At 59.8% G+C, this 21,956-nt stretch carries 21 protein-coding genes; 6 read left to right on the top strand and 15 right to left on the bottom strand.

The window, feature by feature from the left end:
- Nucleotide 1: 1 nt before the first annotated feature.
- The 9 genes from POF45_RS16265 to POF45_RS16225 form a co-directional block, all read right to left on the bottom strand.
- Nucleotides 2-805 (bottom strand): ABC transporter ATP-binding protein, encoded by an 804-nt coding sequence (locus POF45_RS16265; RefSeq protein ID WP_259497890.1) that lies wholly within the window; start codon nucleotides 803-805, stop codon nucleotides 2-4.
- Entirely contained in the window at nucleotides 802-1,950 is a 1,149-nt protein-coding gene (locus POF45_RS16260) for an ABC transporter permease (RefSeq protein ID WP_259497888.1), read from the bottom strand. The genes POF45_RS16265 and POF45_RS16260 overlap by 4 nt, the downstream gene beginning before the upstream one ends.
- Nucleotides 1,951-2,002: 52 nt before the next feature.
- The gene (locus tag POF45_RS16255; protein ID WP_259497887.1) at nucleotides 2,003-3,031 is read right to left on the bottom strand and encodes a DUF5924 family protein; all 1,029 of its coding nucleotides are present in this window, start codon (nucleotides 3,029-3,031) and stop codon (nucleotides 2,003-2,005) included.
- 228 nt (nucleotides 3,032-3,259) lie between these two features.
- Nucleotides 3,260-4,633: a M16 family metallopeptidase gene (locus POF45_RS16250; protein ID WP_282316143.1), complete on the bottom strand. Its 1,374-nt coding sequence runs from the start codon at nucleotides 4,631-4,633 to the stop codon at nucleotides 3,260-3,262.
- 177 nt (nucleotides 4,634-4,810) lie between these two features.
- The gene (locus POF45_RS16245) at nucleotides 4,811-6,469 is read right to left on the bottom strand and encodes a Na/Pi cotransporter family protein (protein WP_259497885.1); all 1,659 of its coding nucleotides are present in this window, start codon (nucleotides 6,467-6,469) and stop codon (nucleotides 4,811-4,813) included.
- Between the two features lie 253 nt (nucleotides 6,470-6,722).
- Nucleotides 6,723-7,382 (bottom strand): hypothetical protein, encoded by a 660-nt coding sequence (locus POF45_RS16240; RefSeq protein ID WP_282316142.1) that lies wholly within the window; start codon nucleotides 7,380-7,382, stop codon nucleotides 6,723-6,725.
- The gene (locus tag POF45_RS16235; RefSeq protein WP_282316141.1) at nucleotides 7,379-8,008 is read right to left on the bottom strand and encodes a hypothetical protein; all 630 of its coding nucleotides are present in this window, start codon (nucleotides 8,006-8,008) and stop codon (nucleotides 7,379-7,381) included. Before POF45_RS16235 ends, POF45_RS16240 begins: the two co-directional genes overlap by 4 nt.
- Nucleotides 8,008-9,165: a DUF2515 family protein gene (locus POF45_RS16230; RefSeq protein ID WP_282316140.1), complete on the bottom strand. Its 1,158-nt coding sequence runs from the start codon at nucleotides 9,163-9,165 to the stop codon at nucleotides 8,008-8,010. The genes POF45_RS16235 and POF45_RS16230 overlap by 1 nt, the downstream gene beginning before the upstream one ends.
- Before the next feature lie 18 nt (nucleotides 9,166-9,183).
- Entirely contained in the window at nucleotides 9,184-9,681 is a 498-nt protein-coding gene (locus POF45_RS16225; RefSeq protein WP_259497878.1) for a PAAR domain-containing protein, read from the bottom strand.
- A 565-nt stretch (nucleotides 9,682-10,246) separates the two neighbouring features.
- Between POF45_RS16225 and POF45_RS16220 the strand changes: the two genes are divergently transcribed.
- Nucleotides 10,247-10,612 (top strand): DUF6124 family protein, encoded by a 366-nt coding sequence (locus POF45_RS16220; RefSeq protein ID WP_259497877.1) that lies wholly within the window; start codon nucleotides 10,247-10,249, stop codon nucleotides 10,610-10,612.
- Nucleotides 10,613-10,744: 132 nt separating this feature from the next.
- Here POF45_RS16220 and POF45_RS16215 read toward each other — a convergent pair whose 3' ends face one another.
- Together POF45_RS16215 and POF45_RS16210 are read right to left on the bottom strand one after the other, a co-directional pair.
- Nucleotides 10,745-11,512 (bottom strand): TerC family protein, encoded by a 768-nt coding sequence (locus POF45_RS16215; protein WP_259497876.1) that lies wholly within the window; start codon nucleotides 11,510-11,512, stop codon nucleotides 10,745-10,747.
- Between the two features lie 70 nt (nucleotides 11,513-11,582).
- Entirely contained in the window at nucleotides 11,583-12,890 is a 1,308-nt protein-coding gene (locus POF45_RS16210) for a CitMHS family transporter (RefSeq protein WP_259497875.1), read from the bottom strand.
- Nucleotides 12,891-13,212: 322 nt separating this feature from the next.
- Here POF45_RS16210 and POF45_RS16205 point away from each other — a divergent pair, with 322 nt between their 5' ends.
- Entirely contained in the window at nucleotides 13,213-13,614 is a 402-nt protein-coding gene (locus POF45_RS16205; RefSeq protein WP_259497874.1) for a GFA family protein, read from the top strand.
- Here POF45_RS16205 and POF45_RS16200 read toward each other — a convergent pair whose 3' ends face one another.
- Complete coding sequence (locus POF45_RS16200; protein WP_259497873.1) at nucleotides 13,615-13,941, bottom strand: DOPA 4,5-dioxygenase family protein; 327 nt, start codon at nucleotides 13,939-13,941, stop codon at nucleotides 13,615-13,617.
- An 84-nt stretch (nucleotides 13,942-14,025) separates the two neighbouring features.
- Here POF45_RS16200 and POF45_RS16195 point away from each other — a divergent pair, with 84 nt between their 5' ends.
- On the top strand, nucleotides 14,026-14,691 hold the full coding sequence (locus POF45_RS16195) for an NAD(P)-dependent oxidoreductase (RefSeq protein WP_282316139.1): 666 nt from the start codon (nucleotides 14,026-14,028) through the stop codon (nucleotides 14,689-14,691).
- 28 nt (nucleotides 14,692-14,719) lie between these two features.
- Here POF45_RS16195 and POF45_RS16190 read toward each other — a convergent pair whose 3' ends face one another.
- A complete protein-coding gene (locus POF45_RS16190; protein ID WP_282316138.1) occupies nucleotides 14,720-15,670 on the bottom strand; it encodes a choline sulfate utilization transcriptional regulator in 951 nt (316 codons plus the stop codon).
- Nucleotides 15,671-15,784: 114 nt separating this feature from the next.
- On the opposite strand from POF45_RS16190, the gene betC reads away from it, so the two are divergent.
- From betC to POF45_RS16175, 3 genes are all read left to right on the top strand, one after another.
- Nucleotides 15,785-17,299: a choline-sulfatase gene (gene betC / locus POF45_RS16185; RefSeq protein ID WP_282316137.1), complete on the top strand. Its 1,515-nt coding sequence runs from the start codon at nucleotides 15,785-15,787 to the stop codon at nucleotides 17,297-17,299.
- Nucleotides 17,300-17,315: 16 nt separating this feature from the next.
- A complete protein-coding gene (gene choX, locus POF45_RS16180; protein WP_282316135.1) occupies nucleotides 17,316-18,239 on the top strand; it encodes a choline ABC transporter substrate-binding protein in 924 nt (307 codons plus the stop codon).
- Between the two features lie 200 nt (nucleotides 18,240-18,439).
- Nucleotides 18,440-20,008, top strand: a complete 1,569-nt coding sequence (locus POF45_RS16175; protein ID WP_282316134.1) for a SulP family inorganic anion transporter — start codon at nucleotides 18,440-18,442, stop codon at nucleotides 20,006-20,008.
- A 132-nt stretch (nucleotides 20,009-20,140) separates the two neighbouring features.
- Here the strand turns inward: POF45_RS16175 and aroE are convergent, their stop codons facing one another.
- Nucleotides 20,141-20,962: a shikimate dehydrogenase gene (gene aroE / locus POF45_RS16170; RefSeq protein WP_259497865.1), complete on the bottom strand. Its 822-nt coding sequence runs from the start codon at nucleotides 20,960-20,962 to the stop codon at nucleotides 20,141-20,143.
- A 13-nt stretch (nucleotides 20,963-20,975) separates the two neighbouring features.
- On the bottom strand, nucleotides 20,976-21,890 hold the full coding sequence (hemF, locus tag POF45_RS16165; protein ID WP_259497863.1) for an oxygen-dependent coproporphyrinogen oxidase: 915 nt from the start codon (nucleotides 21,888-21,890) through the stop codon (nucleotides 20,976-20,978).
- Nucleotides 21,891-21,956: the final 66 nt, after the last annotated feature.

Raw genomic sequence — 21,956 nt, 5'->3', positions numbered from 1 at the left:
GTCAGACCTCGTTGAGCTGTTGTGCGGCTGTCAGCGCCGCGCGGCCACGGGGGCCATGGAAGTATTCGTGAATCCACGCGTCGTCGGTTTCCGAAACCTTGTCGATGGCGTCCGCCACCAATACTTTTTTCTGCGCCAGCACCGCCACCCGGTCGGTGATGGTGTAAAGCGTGTCGAGGTCGTGCGTCACCAGAAACACGCTCAGGCCCAGCGCATCGCGCAGGGTCAGGATCAATTGATCGAACGCCGCCGCGCCAATCGGATCGAGGCCGGCGGTGGGCTCGTCGAGAAACAGGATGTCCGGGTCCAGCGCCAGCGCACGGGCCAGCGCCGCGCGTTTGATCATGCCGCCGGACAAGGAGGCGGGGTACTTGTCCGCCGCCGACAGCGGCAGCCCGGCCAGCGCCAGCTTCACCGCCGCCAGGTGTTCGGCGTCATGCCGGCTCAAGCCGGCGTGTTCGATCAGGGGCAGGGCGACGTTCTCAGTCACAGTCAGCGAAGAGAACAGGGCGCCTTTCTGAAACAGCACGCCAAAGCGCCGCTCGACCATCGAGCGCTCGTGCTCGGACAAGGTCGGCAGGTTTTTGCCGAAGACCTTCACAATCCCTTCGCTGGGCTGGCGCAAGCCGACGATGCTGCGCAACAGCACCGATTTGCCGCTGCCGGAACCGCCGACCACTGCCAGGATTTCGCCTTTGTACAAATCCAGGTCGAGGTTCTCGTGCACGCTCTGGCTGCCGAAGCGATTGCACAGGCCACGGACTTCGATCACCGCCTCGGCGGGCGCTCGGGGTAGACGACTCACCAGCCCATCTCCATGAAAAACAGCGCAGCCACCGCATCGAGCACGATCACCACGAAAATCGACTGCACCACGCTGGAGGTGGTGTGCGCGCCGACGGATTCAGCGCTGCCGCTGACCTTGAAGCCTTCAAGACAGCCGATGGCAGCGATCAGGAACGCAAAGATCGGCGCTTTGACGATCCCCACCAGGAAATGCTGAACGCCGATGTCCGTTTGCAGCAAGGACAGGAACATCGCCGGGGAAATGCCCAGCGACACGGCACAGACCACACCGCCCCCGATAATCCCCGAGAGCATCGCCAGAAACGTCAGCATCGGCAGGGCGACCAGCAGGGCCAGCACCCGCGGCACCACCAGCAACTCGATCGGGTCCAGGCCCAGGGTGCGGATGGCGTCGATTTCTTCGTTGGCCTTCATCGAGCCGATTTGCGCGGTGAAGGCACTGGCGGTGCGCCCGGCCATCAGGATCGCCGTCAGCAACACGCCGAATTCGCGCAGGAAGGAGAACGCCACCAGATCGACGGTGAAAATGCTCGCACCGAAACTGGCCAGCACCGTCGCCCCGAGAAACGCCACCACCGCGCCCACCAGAAACGTCAGCAGGGCGACGATGGGCGCCGCGTCGAGGCCGGTCTGTTCGATGTGCGCGACCATCGGCGTGATGCGCCAGCGCTTGGGCCGGAACAGGCCACGGGCAATGGTTTCCAGGATCAGGCCGACGAAACCCAACAATTGCAGGGTGTCTTGCCACACGGCATCGACGGCGCGGCCAATGCGGGTCAGCAGTTGAATGCCGACGCTGATTTCCGGTTCCTTGACCGGCACGCAGAAGTCCGCCAGCGAGCAATAGACCGTGTGCAGCAGCGCGCGGTCGGCCGGGGACAAGGTGCATTCGGGGTGTTCGGCGGATTTGCCCAGCCGGTCGGCGCCCAGCAGTTCCACCAGCAGTGAAGCGCCAGCGGTGTCGAGGGCGCCAAGGCCATTGAGGTCGATGTAAGTGCTGTCGTCGTACTGGCCGCGCAGCGTTTCGCCAAGGCGCTTGAGGTCGGCGTAATGGGCGAGCGTCCAGTCACCCGTGACCCGCAATTGTGCAGGGGAGTGAGAGGTGTCCAGTTGGGCATTGCCGGGCAATGTGCTGCTGGTCATAAGCTCCGTGCTTGTTCTGATTTCGCCGTGTTACGTAATAGCACGAACCGCCTTACTTTTCTTTGGTCGGTGTGCTGTCTGTGACCTCAAACCGCAGGACGCCGATTACCTGCCCATCCTCGGTCAGCACCCGCACCTGCCAGTCGCCCACCGGGTTGCCGGAGAAGTTCTGCTTGTGGGTCCAGGCCCGATAGCCTTCTTTGCGCCCACCGTGGATGTCCAGCGGGATGCGGTCGACCTCCTGGCCGTTGAACTGCCACACATGATAAATCCGCTCATCAAGGCCACGCGGCGCATTGATCGCGGTGTAGGCGTACAGCCCGCCGCTGCGGATCTGGTCGGCGCTGACCTGTTCAAGACTGGCGCCGGGGGTACGGTCCTGCACTTGGGTACTGATCGCCACGTCAGTCATCCACAGCGTCGCGGGCGGCACCCACGAGCGCAACACCCAGCCCAACGCGCCGATGCCCAGGGTGATGCTCAGGATCGCCAGCGCGTTGCGCACGGTGCGAATCGGGAAGATCGACGCCAGGCTGGGGAACGACAGCAGCACGGAAATGCCCAGTGCCAGTTTGAAACTCTCTGAGGTGGTCAGGTGCAAGATCACCGGCAGCGCAGTGAGCAGGGCGGCGAACAGGGTCAGCGTATGCAGCGCCAGAAACGCCCAGCGCCGGGGCGCCAGCCATTTGTAGTAGAGCGGGTCGGTGATGGAAATCAGTGCCGCCGCGCCCAGCAGCCCGGTGAACACCAGTTGCCCGCTGTTCCAGGTGGTGGTGATGAAAAAGAATGGCAGGACGAAGAACAGGCTTTCCTGATGGATCATCTGCGTGGCGTAGCGCAGCAGCGGTTGGGGAATTTCGCGTTTGAAGACCTTGGTGAACAGCTGCGTGAGGCTGTTTTCCAGCATCAGCCAGACCCAGCTCACCAGCATGATCGTGGTGATCCAGGTCGCCAGCCCCTGTTGACGATCCACCAGCACGAAGCTGCACACCCCGGAGATGAAACCACCGAGCGCAATCACCCCCGGATAGCGCTTCATCAGTTCGAGGATGCGCTGTACGAAAGGGGGAATGGTCGGCATTCGGCGGTTCACACTGGCTGTAGGAAAAATCCCCGACAGGTTACCGCTGGCGGGGCGGTGTGGCGAGAGTGCCGGTCACTTTGGCCTGACGCAAAGTCAGGCGTGCGAACCTGTGGCGAGGGAGCTTGCTCCCGCTGGACTGCTCAGCAGTCCTGTCTTTTGGGGCCGCTACGCGACCCAGCGGGAGCAAGCTCCCTCGCCACAAAAGTGCTTTGAATCAGCGCGTGGTTACTTCCTGCGGCGGCTGCGCCAGCCCAGCAACCCCAACAGCACCAGCCCCAACACCCCGGCCACCGCCCACATCAGCTGGTCATCACTCATCAACGGCTTCTCGACCCGCACATACCCCGGCTGCATCAGCAGCTCGCGCATGGCCGTGTTCGCCTGTTCCAGTGTCACCCCTTGCAGGTCCCTGGCCGGGTCGGCGAAGCGGCCGTCCTCGTAGTCGCCCAAGGCGCTCCAGTAGTAATCGGCAAGGGCGCTGTTGCCTTGCACGGCCCAGGCCTGACGGGCGATGGCGGCCTGTTTCAGGCGATTGAAGGTGTCGGCGTCGAGGCCGTTCTTCAGCAAATCGGACTTCAGCTCGTCCAGCACCTGCCCGGCCTCGTCGACCTTGTCGCGCTCAAGGTCCGCGTTCAGGCTCATGAAGCCCACCGAGCCAAACAGCTCCCGCTCCGCCCACGGGCCGTAGGACAAGCCGTGAGCCAGCCGCAACTGGCGATACAACGCCCAGTCCAGATAGTCCTTTAGCAAGTCGAAGGTCTGATCCGGCACGTCTTCCAGCACCGGCTCCGGCACCAGCCAGTGCAGCTTGGCGCCGTCACCGATAAAGCCGTGGATCAGACTGCGCTCATGCGCAGCGGTGGCGTTGATTTCGGGCAGCGGCAGATGTTCGCTCGGATCAATTGCATCCAGCGCGCCCCAAGCCCGTTCCAGATAGGCCGGCAGCAGGCGGTCGAGGTCGCCGACAATGATCAGGCTCATGTTGTTGGGCGCGTACCAGGCCTTGCGCACCTGATCCAGTTGCTCGCGGGTCAGCTCATCGACTTCGGCGCGCTCGGAGCATTTGAGGCCCAGCTCCACCGCCAGTTGATTGCTCGCCGTGTGCCCCAGATCCTGACGGTCCATCCAGCGTTGCAGGTGCGAGTAATGGCCGCCATCTTCGCGCTCGACCACTTGCTTGGCGGCGTTGATGGCGTTGTCGTCAATGCGGGTCTGGGTCAGAAGGGACAACAACAGATCGAGCACCTGACGCTGATTTTTCGCCGGGGCCTCGATGACGAATGTGGTATCGGCGTTGCTGGTGTAAGCGTTCCACTCGCCGCCCAGCGCCTGCATGCGCTCCTCCAGACCACCTTCACCACTGGCGTCGATACCGCTGAACAGCAGGTGTTCGAGCAGGTGCGGCAGCTCTTTCTCGGCGCACTTGAAGTCGTCCAGGCCAACCCCGACTACCAGACGAATCGCCACATGCCCACGCTCGGTGCCGGGTTTGAGCAGCAGTTGCAGGCCATTGGGCAATGAATAGCCCTCGACCTGAAAGCGGTCAATGGCAAACGCGGGCAGTGAGAACAACAGGCAGGCGAACAACAGGCAACGCATAAACGGGCTTCCGTACGGCTGATTTGGAGATCCATGTCGCTTTCCAGACCGCCATCGCGAGCAAGCTCGCTCCCACATTGGATCTTCAGTGCTACTCAAATCAACTGTGGGAGCGAGCTTGCTCGCGATGATCTTGAACCGGAACCAGTATTACTGACTGACCACCGTCTCAGACGTTCAAGGCGAATGCGTAATGTCAGCCACATCCTCGACATCAAGCCCGCCCGTATCAGTCGTTTCCAGCACCGCATAAGCGCTGCTGCAAAACAGCGAATTCAGACGCTTCATGTCGGCAATCAGCTCCAGGTGCAGCGAACTGGTTTCGATACTTTGCACGATCTTACGTTGCAATCGGCTGACATGCGCATGCGCCAAACGCCGTTCCTGTGCGCGGAAACGACGTTTTTCCCGCAACAACTGGCGAGCGCTTTCCGGATCACTGCTCAAAAACACCGACAACCCCAATCGCAGGTTGGCAATCAACTGGCCTTGCAGCCCGGACAATTCCTCCAGACCCACCTCGGAGAAGGACCGCCGCTGGGACGTCTTCTGCTGCTGGACCTTGCGCAGCATGCGCTCGATCAGGTCGCTGGCCAGTTTCAGGTTGATCGCCAGCTCGATGATTTCCGCCCAGCGCCGACTGTCCTGATCGCTCAGGTCTTCGCGTGGCATCTGCGCCAGATACAGTTTGATCGCGCTGTAGAGCGCCTCCACGTCATCGCTCAAACGGCGGACTTCCTGAGTCACGGCGGTCTGCTTGCCCTGCAACACGTCGAGCATGGCTTCGAGCATGTTGTCGATCAGGTCGCCGATACGCAGGGTTTCCCGGGCCGCGTTGGCCAGCGCCAGGCTCGGGGTGACCAGTGCGGTCGCGTCCAGATGCCGGGGTTTGGCCATGCCGTTGATTTCCGGGCGCTCGGGCAGCAGCCAGGCACACAGCCTGGCCATCGGACCGACGCTGGGCAGCAGGATCAGGCAACGGGCGGTGTTGTAGAGCAGGTGAAAGCCGATGACCATTTCCTGCGGGCTGAAGTCGAGGCCGTCGATCCAGTGCACCAGCGGGTCGAGCACCGGGATGATCAGCAGCAGGCCGATCAGCTTGTACAGCAAGCTGCCGAGCGCCACCTGACGGCCCGCCGCGTTCTGCATGCTGGTGCTCATGAACGCCAGCACACCGCTGCCGATGTTGGCACCGATCACCAGGCCGATGGCCACTGGCAAGCTGATCACACTGGCACCGGCCAGGGTCGCCGTCAGCAGCACGGCGGCCAGGCTGGAATAGGAAATCATCGCGAACAGCGCGCCCACCAGAGCATCGAGCAGGATGTCGCCGGTCAGTGAGGCGAAAATCACCTTCACCCCTTGAGCGTGGGTGATCGGTGCGGCGGCTTCGACGATCAATTGCAGCGCCAGAATGATCAGCCCCAGGCCGATACTGACCCGGCCCATCTGCCCGATACGCGTCTGTTTGCGCGACAGAAAGAAGATCACCCCGAGGAATATCAGCAGCGGCGACAGCCACGACAAGTCAAACGTCAGCACCCGCGCCATCAGCGCCGTACCGACGTCGGCCCCGAGCATGGTCGCCAGCGCTGGCGTCAGCGCCATCAGGCCCTGGCCGACAAAGGATGTCACCAGCATGGCCGTGGCGTTACTGCTCTGGACCATGGCCGTGACCAGAATCCCGGCCACGAAGGCCAGCCAGCGCTTGGACATGTTCTGGCCAATCACATGGCGCAAGTTGGAACCGTAGACCCGCAGGATGCCGGTTCGGACGATGTGCGTGCCCCAGATCAGCAGGGTCACGGCAGAGAGCAAATTGAGCAGGGTGAGCATATGGGGCCCCCTGTGGTGGTAGCGCCCCAAAGGGGCAAGTTGACGTTACCGCGCGACGTTCTACGTTCTGTACTTAAGCTGTAGTTGGCTAACGGTCCGGGCGCCAGCATCGCATAGCTAAAGAAGTGATTGAAATAAAACTGTCATGAAAACAGATTGATGCAGAAAACGACAAAAAAGCCGCGAGCCTGGAAAAATCTATGTGGCTTGCTCCCACAGGTACTGCGGTTTGACTGAACAGCTGCGCAGGAATTCAGTCACTGAAGTAATCCCTACCCACGCTAACGTCAATCAAATACTTCGCTGTCTTCGGATCGCGTTCATTGCAGCGTGCGTAGCATTTGATCAGAAGCATCAGGTTGTACTTCTCAGGCACGTACAGATCAATCCCGTCTGCCTGGTCGAAAAGCTTTGCCTGCAATCGTTCACGATCTGCAGCGGTTTCGATTTTGAACCAATCATTTTCTTCAACGGGCTGAAGCAACCAGTGACGGGTTTGGAGGGTGCTCTGTAACTCCGCCAATTGCTCCACCGCGTTTTCAAAAGGCAGTGTTTTGATCATGGGCGAGGTCGTCATGCTCAGGACCTTCAGATTGTCATAGGTAACAGCGCCAAATATGGTGGGGGGCAGTCTGAAACCGTACACAGGGTCATCAAATTCTATGATCGTCGGACTGCTGATCCATGTGGAGCTTGGATGAGGAGGATTGGTAGCGTCATTGGGGTCGCCTGGATAAATTGCAGTGTTACCTTCGACAGAGAACGTCGAGTCTTTGGCAACTGTGCTGTACGGCTTTCCGATATGAAGGATCAAAATATCAATCGGGTAATGAAACGATGTCAGACACACGAACAGCATAAAAAACGCCATCCACGGCCAGCACCTGCGGCGAACCTTGAGGCGACGTTTCATTCGCTGTAGTAATCCGATCCAACGCTGACATCGATCAGATATTTAGCCGTCTGCGGATCTCGCTCATCGCAGCGTGCGTAGCATTTGACGTTCAGCGCGAGACCGTATTTATGAGGAATCAGAAGCATCACCACGACGACTTGGTCAAACAACAAACTCTGCAAAGCAGTTCTCTCGCTTTCGCTATTTACCTTGAGCCAAGCATGGTTCTCGTTGTCTCGGGGAATCCACCCAGCCCCCTTTAGCATCTCCTGCAAATGGCTGAGCAAGGGAACCAACTGATCAAAAGGTAAGGTCTCCAACATTGGAGAAGTAGTGATCGTTGAGACTTTTTCTTTGTAGTAACCGACAGCACCAAACTTCGTCGGCGGCAGGGTAAATCCGTGCTGGGGATCATCAAATTGAACGATCACTGGGCTGCTAATCCAGGTTGAATCCACTTCGGGTGGGTCGCTTGGATACATCACAGTTTTTGACTTGACTGAAAACGTAGAGTCTTGCACTACATCTTCATATGACTTTCCGACATGTACGGAAATCGTATTGATTGCCTTGAGCTCGCGAAATACATAAATCGTGAGAAAAATCGATAGCGCTATCAAAAGGATCCAAAGCAATTTCCGCATCACTTTACTCCTCCACCATTGGCAATTTCTGTGATGGATTCCTTTAGTTTGGCGTGTGCGGCTGGGTTCTTGAGCAGAGTGTCAAATTGAGTCGCCGCTCGCAGGACGAACTCCATACGTTGATCCTTGTCCGCCAAATTGGCCAATGGATTATTGCCGAAGCTCACTTTTCGATCGTCTGGTGCTTTGCATTGGCTTGCCAGGGTCAGCTGAATTTCTTCTGCCGCTCCGGACAGTATTCCAGTGACCACTGACACAGCATTACCTGCATGAGTGCCTCGCATCAAATAAGCGAAATGCGCATCCTCATACATTGCAGGTTGAAGAATATTTATCTGTTCATGCCGTGCCATAGCCCTGACGCTGGCACTAATATCCCCTCTGTCGATAGAGGCGAATGTTTCAGAAACCTCTAGTCGAGCCATGCCAAATTCGACTTTATCCGCAATAGGCCAAAGCACTTCATTTTTCAGGCTGCTGCGATCAGGCAAACACTTCTCCATCTCCTTGTAACCCCGCACCATAAAAAACCGATGCAACGGATAAACATCCAGAAAGAGCGAAGTGTTCCCCAGCGCCAGCATTTCATACACATAGTCCAGTTGCTGCTGGACCACGGATCGCGTGTCATCGCCGAAGGTAATGTCTTCGGTGGGCATCGGGTTGGCGGCTCGGGCTCTTTCTACCTCTTCCTCCACGGCGGGATCGGTCTTGCTGAATTTGAACCCAAAGCCCTCGAAAAGGGTTTCCGATTTAGCCGTTCGCAGTTTTTCCTGCGCAGCCTTTTGCGCCGCAATAGCCGTTTGCAATTTGGTGGCATGAATCAACCCGCACCCCACCTGCTTCGACGCAAACGCCGCCAACCCGGCCCACTGGAACCGGTTATCCGCCAGCCACAGCTGCGCGTACGCGGCGTTGATCTTGCGGTTGCGGGCTTGTGGGTCGGCGATCAGGACGCCGCCGGGGGCGACCCAGTCTTCGGCTTCTTTTTGAAAGCGGCGCCACAGGCAGTTGCAGGTCAGCAGGGGCACTTCGATGCGGGTTTTCGGGTTGGGGCCGGCGGTGCTGGTTTCGCGTTTGCAGGTGGGCAGCTCGCAGGTGCTGTCCCAGAGTTTTTTCATGTCCAGGTCATCTGGTGCGATGCATTGTCCGGTCATTTCTTTCTTCCTTGAGGCTCAGACGGTCCAGCGGACGACGGCGAGGTCGGGCTTGAGGGTGGCGACGCTTTGGGTCATGCCCTGGGCGTTGGTCTGGCCTTTGACGATGCGGCCTTCGGCGGTTTCGATTTCGTAGTCTTGCTCGGCAATCGGTTCGCCATTGCCGGCGCTGACGGCTTTGAACTCCACCAAAGGCTGGCCAATGATCGGCAGCGGTGGGATGAAGGGTGCGGGGGTGTGGCTGTCGCCGATGATGACGTTGCCGGAGCCGCCCACCACCACGCCGCCATGACCGCCGGTGCTATCAATGGTCAGGGCGTTGAGGCCGTTGATGAACACCGTTGAAGAGAAGCCGCCGGTGAGGGGCTGGCCGCAGGTGCATGTGTCACTGACGCGGGCGGCGGCGAGCCCGTTGAAGAAAACGTCGGGCGAACCGCTGGCGATGGGGTTGGTGCCGTGGCCCGGGAGCGGGCAGGTGGCCGGGTCCGTGACGCGGGCAGCTGGTTTTCCTGACATGTGCATTCCTTGGCGTTGTCGTTTGACGCGAGCGGGGGACGCTAACCACCGCAGGCGTGTGCGTCAACCTTTGGGGGTTTGAAACTTTGACGTTTTGTGGCGAGGGAGCTTGCTCCCGCTGGGGCGCGGAGCGGCCCTTTTTTTATCGTGATTGTTCAGCAAACATCTTTTGGGGCTGCTTCGCAGCCCAGCGGGAGCAAGCTCCCTCGCCACAGATGTTCGGTGTGTTTAATGAGTGCCAGATCTTTTTTCCGCAGGCTACAACGCCTTGCGCCGTTGCCTACAGGTAAGCCAGAATCCGCCGGCTTGTGCGTCTGGCCCCTAGCCTCTATCGTTCTCCTGCCACTGCCCATCAGTGGTCGGGTTTAGTAGCCCGGATAAGTAATATCGGTTGCACAGGTGTCATCTCAGTCAGGCATACGCCTGCACTTGATGGTGGCTGTGCGCATGGCGTCTTCGGACGCGCCGGTTTTGTTGCTTATCCGGTCTACTAACCTGCGCACAGCTGCCACCCTTTCGTTTAGTAGCGACATGGCTGCGGCTCTATTTACGAGATAAAGCAAACATGTTCAAAGTAACTCCCAACCCACCGGACACCGATCCCGTCCCGCCCGATGCAATACTCGATGCGCAAAAACTGAAAGAAATCGCCGACCGGGCCATCGATCTCTACCTCAGCCCCAGTCCTCTGAACGCTTCCCTGCCGCCGCGCAAACCCAGCACCATTTTCCTCATCAACCCCAAGATCGATAACGAAACCCTGCTCGTTCATGCGTGCGAATCAATGGCGTCGGCCAGCGTCATGGCCAGTGATTTCGCTGGTTTTCTGGAGGGCCCACAGCGCAGCACCCTGCTGGCGCTGCAGCAGATCATCATGCTGGGGGAATTGGCGGTAAATCGGGTGCTGGATAACCTGGTTCCGGCAGAGTAACGGCTTACACAAAACAAATGTGGGAGCGAGCCTGCTCGCGAAAGCGGTGTATCAGCCAACATACATGTCGACTGACACGCCCTCTTCGCGAGCAGGCTCGCTCCCACAGGTTATGCGTACGGGTTTTCCGGCTTACTGCTCCGGAACATCCTTGCGCAGTTTCACCGGGTCTTGCTGCTTCTTCTTTCTCGCAATCGCGGTGCGCATCTTGATGTTGATGGCTTCGACTGCCAGCGAGAAGCCCATGGCGAAGTAGACGTAGCCTTTAGGCACATGCACGCCAAACGCTTCGGCAATCAGCACCGTACCCACCACCAGCAGGAACGCCAGGGCGAGCATTTTCAGCGACGGGTGTTTGTCGATGAATTCGCTGATCTTGCCGGCAGCCAGCATCATCACCAGCACCGCGACAATGATCGCCGCGACCATGACGGGCACATGGGACACCATGCCGACCGCGGTAATCACCGAATCCAGCGAGAACACGATGTCGATGATCGCAATCTGGATGATGGTGTAGAGGAAGTTGCCGCCCTTGCCCGAAGGCTCGTCGCCGGTTTCATCCTCGCCTTCCAGCGCGTGGTACATCTCTTGCGAGCTCTTCCACAGCAGGAACAGACCACCGAAGAACAGGATCAGGTCGCGCCCGGAAATGCCCTGGCCGAACACCACGAACAGGTCGGCGGTGAGGCGCATGACCCAGGTGATGGACAGCAGCAACAAAATCCGCGTGATCATGGCCAGCGCCAGACCGAAAATCCGCGTGCGTGCCTGCATGTGTTTCGGCATGCGGCTGACCAGGATCGAAATCATGATGATGTTATCGATACCCAGGACGATTTCCAGGGCGGTCAGGGTGAAGAAGGCAACCCAGATCTCAGGGTTGGTCAGCCATTCCATGTGTATTCCTTTAAACGAGTGTTAAACCACGACGCCAGCAATCAGCTGGCGGCGAGGTGAGTTGATGCCGTTACAAAGTGCTGAACAGCGGGAAAGTCCCCAACAGCAGTGCGGCCGCCAATATGCACAGGCAGACCAGTACAGCCCATTTCAGGGTGAAACGTTGATGATCGCCAAATTCGATCCCGGCCAGCGCCACCAGCAAATATGTAGACGGAACCAGCGGGCTCAGCAAGTGGACGGGCTGACCGACGATCGAGGCACGGGCCATTTCCACTGCCGTGATGCCGTAGTGACTGGCCGCTTCGGCCAGCACTGGTAATACACCGTAATAAAATGCGTCGTTCGACATGAAGAACGTGAACGGCATGCTCACCAGCGCCGTGATGACCGCCAGGTACGGGCCGAGGAAATCCGGGATCACCGCCAACAGGCTTTTCGACATGGCGTCGACCATGCCGGTTCCGGTCAGGATACCGGTGAAGATGCCGGCAGCGAAAATCAGACCGACCACCGACAGCACGCTACCGGCGTGGGCCGCAATGCGGTCCTTCTGCATTTGCAGGCACGGGTAGTTGACGATCATCGCGATACTGAACGCCACCATGAACAGCACCGGCAACGGCAACAGGCCTGCAATCAGGGTGCACATCAACGCGATGGTCAACAGGCCGTTGAACCAGATCAGCTTCGGACGGCGGGCGTCAGGGTACTGCGAAACGCTGATCTCGCTGTGGTCTATTTCGTCGCCCACCAGGTGCAATTCCCCCAGGCGCGCACGCTCGCGCTTACCGTAGAAATAGGCAATCGCCAGGATTGCCACCACACCGGCCAGCATCGCCGGGATCATTGGTACGAAGATGTCGGACGCATCCACATGCAGCGCACTGGCCGCACGGGCGGTCGGGCCGCCCCAGGGTGTCATGTTCATCACGCCGCCGGCGAGGATGATCAGGCCGGCCATGATCCGCGGGCTCATGCCGATGCGGCTGTAGAGCGGCAGCATGGCGGCCACGCAGATCATATAAGTGGTCGCGCCGTCACCATCAAGGGAAACAACGAGCGCCAGAACGGCGGTGCCGACCGAAACTTTCAACGGGTCGCCCTTGACCAGTTTGAGGATCTTGCGCACGGCCGGGTCGAACAGGCCGGAGTCGATCATCAGGGCGAAATAGAGAATAGCGAACATCAGCATCACGCCAGTCGGCGCGAGCTTGGTGATGCCTTCGAGCATCATCGGGCCGATCTTCGGCGCAAAACCGCCGAACAAGGCGAAGAGGATCGGAATAATGATCAGGGCAATCAGCGCGGACAGGCGCTTGGTCATGATCAGGAACATGAACGTGATGACCATGGCAAAGCCAAGGAAAGTCAGCATGGGAATACTCCAGGCGTAGCGCGGCTAGGGGAAATGGGCGAACCGGGTGAGGTCAGCGCAGAACGGGAGGCGCGAGGCGTACGGGTGGAGTTGCTGCGAAGCGGCGGGTAGCAAAGGACATCGGGAATCACCATTGTTGTTGTTAATTGGGCCGTACGCGCCAAAACACACGCGAGGCCAACCGGTCTGTTGCCGGCAGTGCGGGCGATCCTAATGGGGAAAGCTTTCAGCCAGCTTTCGCCGGTCAAAGCATTGAGCGAATGTACAACCGGTCGTCGGACGGGGACTACAGTCAATCAACACAAGAGCTGGAGGAGTGGACATGGAAGAGCGACATCAGGGCGGCTGCCATTGCGGCCAAATCCGCTATCAGTTCACGGGTGAATTACGCGACATTGCGCATTGCCATTGCTCAATTTGCCGACGGGTCAGTGGCGGGATCGTGACCACCTGGATCACGGTGCCGATGGCAGCCTTTGCCTGGCTGGCCGGGACGCCGGCGCGGTATGACTCTTCGGCAAGCTGTGTGCGATGTTTCTGTTCGAACTGTGGGGCGCAGCTGGCGCTGATCACCACGCTCAGCCCCGAGCGCATCGACGTGACCATCGCCACCCTCGATCACCCGGAGTTGGCGCGCGCCGACCGGCATATCTGGACCACCAGCCGCTTGCCCTGGCTGCACCTGGATGAACAGTTGCCCAGTGAGGCCGAGGAAAAAATCTGATCAGAAAATTGACAGGTCCAGCGGGCGAATCGCGCCCATCCAGATCGCGTGCTCGGTGTGGTCGAGCAGATCATCCCCGGTGTCCGGGTGCAGGAACACCACCAGTCCGTTGCGGTTGAGCGCCAGCCAAGGCAGCACGTCGCCCAGATATTGCGGCTCGAACGCCAGTTGGCAGCTCCAGTCCGGGTGCGGACCGACCGGGCGTTCGTGCACACGGCCCATCTTCAGCGGGAATCGTTGCGCGGCTGTCTCACACAAGTCTCGCGCTTGATCGAGGGTGCTGGCATTGAAATAAACGTGAGCGTGATAGCCGTTGATCTGCTGCATTTGAACCTCTCGTAAAACCCGGTCGAACCCTCGCCGCTTCCTACAGGTCACACGCCATATACGTAGGAAACAAGGAACTCAGCCATGAAAAATGCCGAAACCCCAGTGGTGAAAGTGGTGCTTTATGGTGCCATGAGTAGCCTGGGCAGTGCGCTGATGGCTGAAATGCTGCGGCGTCAGCATGAAGTGATCGCGATTCTGGATGACCTGACTGCGCTCGCGCCCCGACCCGGCTTGCGCACCAAGACCGGCGATCTGTTTGATGCCGAGCGGGTCAAGCAAAGTGTAGCGGGATGTTCGGCGGTGATCTGTCTAGTGGATGCGCCGGGACTGCCGATGAACAGCGAACAAGTGGAAAAAACCATCGTGCCCGGCCCGGTCGAACAGGTGCTGGCGGTGGATGCGTTGATTGATGGCATGCAGGCGGCGGGGATTACGCGGCTGTTCGTCGTCGGGGATTTTGACCTGCTGGACGACCCGGAAATAGAAGACCGACTGCAACGCCACGCCGCCGAAGAAATCCGCGAGGCGCTGCAAAGCAGCCGTTTGCAATGGACGCTGGTGAACGCCCCGCGTGGTGTGCACGGGCTGACCATCGAACATTTCAGTCAGGTCACCAGCAGCCTGGAGTCGGGGCTGGCGGAACCGCTTGAGCGGTTGAACCGGGTGGCGGTGGGGATTGCCGATGAGCTGCGGTTGAATCTGCATGTGGGTGAGCATGTGAGTTTTGTTGCGGCTTCGGAACCGTAAAAGATCGCCGTTGCGATCTTTTCATCCTTCACACCGCAATCGATGGCAACGGCAGGCCATTCAACGATTGCGCACTGCTGGCCTGTTCCGCCATCAGCCACTCGACGAACTGCCGGATCAACACCCCACGCCGTTTGCGCTGTGGCAACACCACGTAATAACCGAGGCGCGACAGGGTGGTTTCGGCAATCGGCCGACACAACAAGCCCTGCGCCAGCAAGTTATCCACAAGGTGGCGCCAACCAATCGCCACGCCCTGGCCGCCAATCGCCGCCTGAATCAACAGCGTGTAATTGTCGAAACGCAGCTGCCCCGGCGCCGGCGCGGAAGTTATCCCCAGTTCGCGGAATACGCCGCTCCAGTCGAACCAGTTGCTACTGTTTTCGCCACGCAAGTGCAGCAAAGGTAAGTCGCGTAACGCCTCGGCGGGCAAGGGCAGGACGCGGTCTTTGAGCAGCAGCGGACTGCACACCGGAAACACTTCCTCACTGAACAGCCAGTGGCTTTCACCTTGTTTAAAGCGGCCATCGCCAAACAGTACAGCCACGTCGATGTCGGTGCGCAACATGTTGTGGTTGCGCTCGCTGGTCACCAGGCTGACATCGACCTGCGGATTGGCTTCGTGAAAGCGGTGCAGGCGTGGCATCAACCAATAGGCAGCAAAAGCAAAATCCGTGGCGACCTGTAACACCTCGTGTTGCTGCTGTGCGCTGATTGAGCTCAATCCTGCGTCGATATTCTGCAAACCGAGCTGAACCTGCTCGAAAAGAATGCTCCCGGATTCCGTCAGTTCAATGCCCCGGTAAATGCGATCAAACAAGCGCGTGGCGAGTTGATCTTCCAGCCGTTTGATCTGTTGGCTGATCGCCGGCTGCGTCGTGCCCAGCTCCACGGCGGCGGCGGTAAAGCTGCGCTGGCGGGCCGCCGCCTCGAAAGCGCGCAGCAGGTCGAGGGACAAATCACCCAGAGCGTCATACATAAGCTGTACTTATCCTAGTCATTGCCCGGCGCGGGCTTTACCGCTGAAGTCATGGAATCCATGCTCGGTCGCAGCACTCTCGCATAAATATTCACTATGGAATGCCGCGATCACATGAAGCGCAAGAACATTCTTTTCATCATGGCCGATCAAATGGCCGCGCCAATGTTGCCGTTTTACGGCCCATCGCCAATCAAACTGCCCAATCTCAGCCGCCTCGCCGCCCAAGGCGTGGTGTTCGATGCCGCTTACTGCAACAGCCCGTTGTGTGCGCCGTCGCGCTTTACCCTGGTCAGCGGCCAGTTGCCGAGCAAGATCGGCGCCTACGATAACGCGGCGGATTTTCCCGCCGACGTCCCGACTTACGCCCATTACCTGCGGCGCCTGGGCTATCGCACGGCGCTGTCGGGCAAGATGCATTTCTGCGGCCCGGATCAGCTTCACGGCTACGAAGAACGCCTGACCAGCGACATTTACCCCGCCGACTATGGCTGGGCGGTGAACTGGGATGAGCCAGACGTGCGACCCAGCTGGTATCACAACATGTCCTCGGTGCTGCAAGCCGGGCCGTGCGTGCGCACCAATCAGTTGGATTTCGACGAAGAGGTGGTGTTCAAGGCGCAGCAATACCTGTTCGACCATATTCGCGAAGACGGCGACCAGCCGTTTTGCCTTACTGTATCGATGACTCACCCACACGATCCGTACACGATTCCCAAAGCATTCTGGGACCTGTATGACAACGCCGACATCCCGTTGCCGACAACCCCGGCCCAAGACGAACTCGATCCACACTCGCAACGTTTGCTCAAGGTTTACGACCTGTGGGACAAGCCGCTGCCTGTGGACAAGATTCGCGACGCTCGCCGTGCCTACTTCGGTGCGTGCAGCTATATCGACAGCAACGTCGGCAAACTCCTGCAAACGCTAGAGGAAACCGGGCTGATCGACGACACCATCATCGTCTTCTCCGGCGACCACGGCGACATGCTCGGCGAACGCGGGCTCTGGTACAAAATGCACTGGTTCGAGATGGCCGCCCGTGTGCCCCTGTTGATCAGTGCGCCGGGGCAGTTCGGCGCGGGCCGGGTCAGCGCGGCGGTGTCCACCGCCGACTTGCTGCCGACCTTCGTTGAACTGGCGGGCGGTTCGCTGGAACCAGGCTTGCCACTGGACGGCCGTTCGCTGGTGCCGCACCTGCAAGGGCAGGGCGGTCATGACGAAGTGTTCGGCGAATACATGGCCGAGGGCACCGTCGGCCCGCTGATGATGATCCGCCGTGGCGCTTACAAATTCATCTACAGCGAGGACGACCCTTGCCTACTCTTCGACGTACGCAACGACCCGCGTGAACAGGAAGAACTTAGCCAGTCGCCGCAACATCGGCCGTTGTTCGATGCGTTCCTGACCGAAGCCCGGGCCAAATGGGATATCCCGGCGATCCACCAACAGGTGCTCGCCAGCCAGCGGCGTCGGCGGTTCGTCGCCGACGCGCTGACCCTCGGCAAGCTGAAGAGCTGGGATCACCAGCCGCTGGTGGACGCCAGTCAGCAGTACATGCGCAACCACATCGACCTGGATGATCTGGAGCGCAAAGCACGTTATCCACAACCCTGCCAAAACCAATAATGTGAAGGGGACGTCCATGCAAAAGTTATCCACAGTAGTCGCGGTTGCGCTGATGGCGTTGAGCAGCGCATCGGCGTACGCCGCCGATCAAAGCTGCGAAACGGTGAAAATGGCCGACCCAGGCTGGAGCGACATCGCCGCGACCAACGCCATCACCGGGTTTCTACTGGACGGCATGGGCTACAAGGCCAAGGTCGACACGCTGGCGGTGCCCATCACGTTTGGCGGGCTCAAGGATGGCCAGGTCGATGTGTTTCTGGGTAACTGGATGCCGGCGCAGCAGGGGTTCTATGACAAATTCGTCGCTACCGGCGATGTCACGCAACTGGCGAAGAACCTCGACGGCACCGAGTTCACCCTGGCGGTCCCGGATTACGTCTGGGACGCGGGTGTGCATAACTTTGCCGACCTGAACAAATTTGCCGACAAGTTCGACAAGAAGATCTACGGCATCGGCTCCGGCGCCCCGGCGAACATCTCGTTGCAAGACATCATCAAGAAGAACGATTTCGACCTCGGCCAGTGGAAGCTGATCGAGTCCAGTGAGCAGGCGATGCTGGCCGAAGTGTCTCGCGCCGTGAAAAAACAGAAGTTCGTGACGTTCCTCGGCTGGACGCCGCACCCGATGAACGTGCAGTTGAAAATGCATTACCTGAAGGGCGGCGAGAAGTACTTCGGTGACACCGGCGCGGTTTATACACTGACCCGCAAAGGTTATGCACAGGCCTGTCCCAACGTCGGCAAATTGCTGACTAACCTGACGTTCACCCAGGAAATGGAGAACAGCATCATGGCCGAGGTGGTAAACAAGAAGGTCAGCAATGCCGACGCGGTGAAGGCGTGGATCAAGGCCAATCCGGCGGTGCTGGATAAATGGCTGGAGGGGGTGAAGACCGTGGACGGGCAGGACGCGCTGGGGGCGGTGAAGGCCAAGTTGTAAGACGGCAACCCAGTATTCCCTGTGGGAGCGGGCTTGCTCGCGAAGAGGGTGTATCAGGCTAAACATTATTGACTGACCCACCGCTTTCGCGAGCAAGCCCGCTCCCACAGGTTTGTGTTTTGCCTGACTTACGCCTGTGCTGCCTGCTCCCACAGGGGCCGTCCTGCTACCCTTGCGCAAACTCCCACCCGAGAGGACCCATGGCCTTCCCCAGCCGCCATTCACTCTTTCCCTTTCTCAGTTGGCTGCCCAGGCAGACCCGCGCCAGTGTTGGCCGCGATCTGATGGTCGGCCTCAGCGGCGCGATTCTCGCGCTGCCGCAGTCCATTGCCTACGCGCTGATCGCCGGTCTCCCACCGGAATACGGCCTCTATGCCGCAATCATCCCGGTGTTGATCGCCTGTCTCTGGGGTTCGTCGTGGCACCTGATCTGCGGTCCTACAGCGGCGATCTCCATTGTCTTGTACGCCAGCGTCAGCCCTCTGGCCGTGCCTGCGTCCGAGGACTACATCACGCTGATCCTGCTGCTGACGCTGCTCGCCGGGATTTTCCAGTGGCTGCTGGGTTTGCTGCGTTTCGGCGCGTTGGTGAACTTCGTCTCCCATTCCGTGGTGCTGGGCTTCACCCTCGGCGCGGCGGTGGTGATTGCCATCGGGCAATTACCGAATCTGTTGGGGCTGGACCTGCCGAATCAGGCGACGGCGTTGGACAGTCTGGTGACGTTGCTCAGCCATCTCGGGGCTGTGGATAAACCGTCGCTGATGCTTGGCCTTGCGACCGTGGTGGTGGGCGCGGCACTGAAACTGTTGCTGCCACGCTGGCCGACGCTGCTGATCACGCTGGTGCTGGGCGGGTTGCTGGTGTGGCTGTGGCCGTCGATGTTCGGCCAGGTGAAATTGGTCAGCGCCTTTGTCGGCCAGTTGCCGCCCTTCAGCAAATTGCCGCTGGATCTGGACCTGGTGCTACGCCTGCTGCCGAGCGCAGTGGCCATCGGCATGCTCGGGCTGGTGACCAGCCTGTCGATTGCGCGCTCGATCGCCAGCCGTTCGCAGCAATTGCTCGATGCCAACCAGGAAGTCCGCGCCCAGGGTTTATCGAACATCATTGGGGCATTTTTTTCAGGCTCCTTGTCCGCCGGCTCGTTCACCCGCTCGGGGCTGAGTTTTGAGGCAGGCGCCTGTTCGCCGCTGGCCGGGGTATTTTCGGCATTGTGGGTGGCGCTGTTCGCGATTTTCGGCGCGGCGCTGATTGCGCACATCCCGATCCCGGCGATGGCCGGCAGCATTCTGTTGATCGCCTGGGGGCTGGTGGACCATCGCGGTATTCGGGCGTTGCTGCGGGTCAGCCGCGCCGAATTCGTGGTCATGGCCCTGACCTGTGTCGCCACATTGCTGCTGGAGTTGCAGACGGCGATTTATGCCGGGGTGCTGGCCTCGCTGTTCTTCTACCTCAAACGCACCTCGCAACCCCGCGTGCAGCATTGGCGCCGTGGTGATGAAGATATTCTGCGGGTTGGCGGGTCGATCTTTTTCGGCGCCAGCCATTACCTGCAAGTGCGCCTGCAACGGATGCACGGCCCACGGGTGGTGATCGAGGCGCAGCACATCAACTTCATTGACTATTCGGGTGTGGAGATGCTGCATCAGGAGGCGCGACGGTTGCTCCAGCAGGATCGCAGCCTGACCTTGCGCGGGGCGCGGGGGCCGGTGGTGGAGGAATTGAGGAAGCTGGAAGGGGCGGAGAAATGTCCGATCAGGTTTGAGGATTGATCCAAAATCAGTGTCGACGCCATTCGCGAGCAAGCCCGCTCCCACACTGGATCGCTGCCGAGCTCCAATTTTGTGTTCACTGAAGATCAACTATGGGAGTGGGCTTGCTCCGGGCGGCGTTCCGACGAAGCTTTAAAGGGCCAACTGTCGACGTAGTTCCGCCAGCACCGGCGCCGTATCCGGCCGCACTGCGCGCCACAGGAAAAACGCTTCCGCCGCCTGTTCGGCCAACATGCCCAAGCCATCCATCGCGACCGCCGCGCCGTGTTCACTGGCCCAGCGGCAGAACGAGGTCGGTTCCTTGCCGTACATCATGTCGTAGCAAACGGTCTTGCCCGGCTCGATCAAGCTACCGGCAATCGGCGGCACATCCCCTGACAAACTGGCAGACGTCGCGTTGATGATCAGGTCCACCGGCTCCTTCAGCCAATCGAAACCACTGGCAGAAACCGGCCCGAGGTCGGCGAACAATTCGGCCAGCAACTCGGCTTTTTCCACCGTGCGGTTGGCGATGATCACCGACGCCGGTTGCTCAGCCAGCAACGGTTCCAGCGCCCCACGCACGGCACCACCAGCGCCCAGCAGCAGGATGCGTTTACCCTTGAGGCTGAAACCGGCGTTGACTGTCAGGTCGCGCACCAGCCCGGCACCGTCGGTGTTGTCACCCAGCAGGCTGCCGTCAGCCAGTTTGCTCAGGGTGTTTACTGCACCGGCGCGCTGCGCCCGTTTCGTCAGGCTATTGGCCAGGCGAAACGCTTCTTCCTTGAACGGCACCGTGACATTTGCCCCACGACCGGCGCGGAAGAATTTGCGGGCAAACTCGGAAAAATCATCAAGCGGCGCCAGCGACGTGCTGTAGTCCAGTTGCTGAGCGGTCTGCTCGGCGAACAGGCGATGGATCAGCGGCGACTTGCTGTGGCCAATCGGGTTACCGAAAACAACATAACGGTCCATCAACATTCCTCGTTCAGCCTTTGGCCAACCAGTCGCGATCTTGCAGGAAATACTCGGTCAACCGTGCTTCTTCACTGCCCGGCTCGGCCTTCCAGTCGTAGCCCCAGCGCACTTGCGGCGGCAGCGACATGAGAATCGACTCGGTACGCCCACCCGATTGCAGGCCAAACAGCGTGCCACGGTCATAGACCAGGTTGAACTCGACATAACGCCCACGGCGGAATTCCTGGAATTCGCGCTGCCTGGCTGTGAACGCATCGTTCTTGCGGCGCTGCACAATCGGCAGATAGGCCTCGATGTAGGCGTCGCCGATGGCGCGCATGAAGGCGAAGCTGGTGTCGAAGTCCCACTCGTTCAGGTCATCGAAGAACAAGCCGCCAATGCCCCGTGGTTCGTGGCGGTGCTTGATGTGGAAGTAGCTGTCGCACCAGGCTTTGTAGCGCGAATAGACGTCCGGGCCGAACGGCGCACAAGCCTGCTCGGCGACGCGGTGCCAGTGTACGCAGTCTTCTTCATTGCCGTAGTAAGGCGTCAGGTCGAAGCCGCCGCCGAACCACCAGACCGGTTCTTCGCCTTCTTTTTCCGCGATGAAAAAGCGCACGTTGGCGTGGGATGTCGGCACATGCGGGTTGTGCGGGTGAATCACCAGCGACACGCCCAGGGCTTCGAAACCACGGCCCGCCAGTTCCGGCCGGTGGGCGCTGGCGGACGGGGGCAGGCCGCTGCCAAAGACATGGGAAAAGTTGACGCCGCCCTTTTCAATCACCGTGCCATTTTCGATCACGCGGGTGCGACCGCCACCGCCGGCCGGACGCGCCCAGGCATCTTCGACGAAGCGCGTGCCGCCGTCTTCGGCTTCCAGAGCGGCGCAAATACGGTCTTGCAGGTCGAGCAGATAGGCTTTTACAGCCTCGGTGCGGGTCGTCATGTCATCACCTTGAATCGGGCAAAACGAAGCGCCGCTCCATGGGAGCGGGGGCCGGCGCAAATGGGC

Origin of the sequence: Pseudomonas fungipugnans (assembly GCF_029955235.1) — a bacterium.
Classification (GTDB): Bacteria; Pseudomonadota; Gammaproteobacteria; order Pseudomonadales; family Pseudomonadaceae; genus Aquipseudomonas; species Aquipseudomonas fungipugnans.
The sequence above is the reverse complement of the archived record's forward strand: the minus strand, read 5'-3'. Positions and strand labels throughout refer to the sequence as shown.

Bases quoted from the DNA above. Each gene is read 5' to 3' on its own strand.
- POF45_RS16260 (WP_259497888.1), bottom strand. From the start codon at position 1,950: ATGACCAGCAGCACATTGCCCGGCAATGCCCAACTGGACACCTCTCAC.
- POF45_RS16255 (WP_259497887.1), bottom strand. From the start codon at position 3,031: ATGCCGACCATTCCCCCTTTCGTACAGCGCATCCTCGAACTGATGAAG.
- POF45_RS16250 (WP_282316143.1), bottom strand. From the start codon at position 4,633: ATGCGTTGCCTGTTGTTCGCCTGCCTGTTGTTCTCACTGCCCGCGTTT.
- POF45_RS16245 (WP_259497885.1), bottom strand. From the start codon at position 6,469: ATGCTCACCCTGCTCAATTTGCTCTCTGCCGTGACCCTGCTGATCTGG.
- POF45_RS16240 (WP_282316142.1), bottom strand. From the start codon at position 7,382: ATGAAACGTCGCCTCAAGGTTCGCCGCAGGTGCTGGCCGTGGATGGCG.
- POF45_RS16235 (WP_282316141.1), bottom strand. From the start codon at position 8,008: ATGCGGAAATTGCTTTGGATCCTTTTGATAGCGCTATCGATTTTTCTC.
- POF45_RS16230 (WP_282316140.1), bottom strand. From the start codon at position 9,165: ATGACCGGACAATGCATCGCACCAGATGACCTGGACATGAAAAAACTC.
- POF45_RS16225 (WP_259497878.1), bottom strand. From the start codon at position 9,681: ATGTCAGGAAAACCAGCTGCCCGCGTCACGGACCCGGCCACCTGCCCG.
- POF45_RS16220 (WP_259497877.1), top strand. From the start codon at position 10,247: ATGTTCAAAGTAACTCCCAACCCACCGGACACCGATCCCGTCCCGCCC.
- POF45_RS16215 (WP_259497876.1), bottom strand. From the start codon at position 11,512: ATGGAATGGCTGACCAACCCTGAGATCTGGGTTGCCTTCTTCACCCTG.
- POF45_RS16210 (WP_259497875.1), bottom strand. From the start codon at position 12,890: ATGCTGACTTTCCTTGGCTTTGCCATGGTCATCACGTTCATGTTCCTG.
- POF45_RS16205 (WP_259497874.1), top strand. From the start codon at position 13,213: ATGGAAGAGCGACATCAGGGCGGCTGCCATTGCGGCCAAATCCGCTAT.
- POF45_RS16200 (WP_259497873.1), bottom strand. From the start codon at position 13,941: ATGCAGCAGATCAACGGCTATCACGCTCACGTTTATTTCAATGCCAGC.
- POF45_RS16195 (WP_282316139.1), top strand. From the start codon at position 14,026: ATGAAAAATGCCGAAACCCCAGTGGTGAAAGTGGTGCTTTATGGTGCC.
- POF45_RS16190 (WP_282316138.1), bottom strand. From the start codon at position 15,670: ATGTATGACGCTCTGGGTGATTTGTCCCTCGACCTGCTGCGCGCTTTC.
- betC (WP_282316137.1), top strand. From the start codon at position 15,785: ATGAAGCGCAAGAACATTCTTTTCATCATGGCCGATCAAATGGCCGCG.
- choX (WP_282316135.1), top strand. From the start codon at position 17,316: ATGCAAAAGTTATCCACAGTAGTCGCGGTTGCGCTGATGGCGTTGAGC.
- POF45_RS16175 (WP_282316134.1), top strand. From the start codon at position 18,440: ATGGCCTTCCCCAGCCGCCATTCACTCTTTCCCTTTCTCAGTTGGCTG.
- aroE (WP_259497865.1), bottom strand. From the start codon at position 20,962: ATGGACCGTTATGTTGTTTTCGGTAACCCGATTGGCCACAGCAAGTCG.
- hemF (WP_259497863.1), bottom strand. From the start codon at position 21,890: ATGACGACCCGCACCGAGGCTGTAAAAGCCTATCTGCTCGACCTGCAA.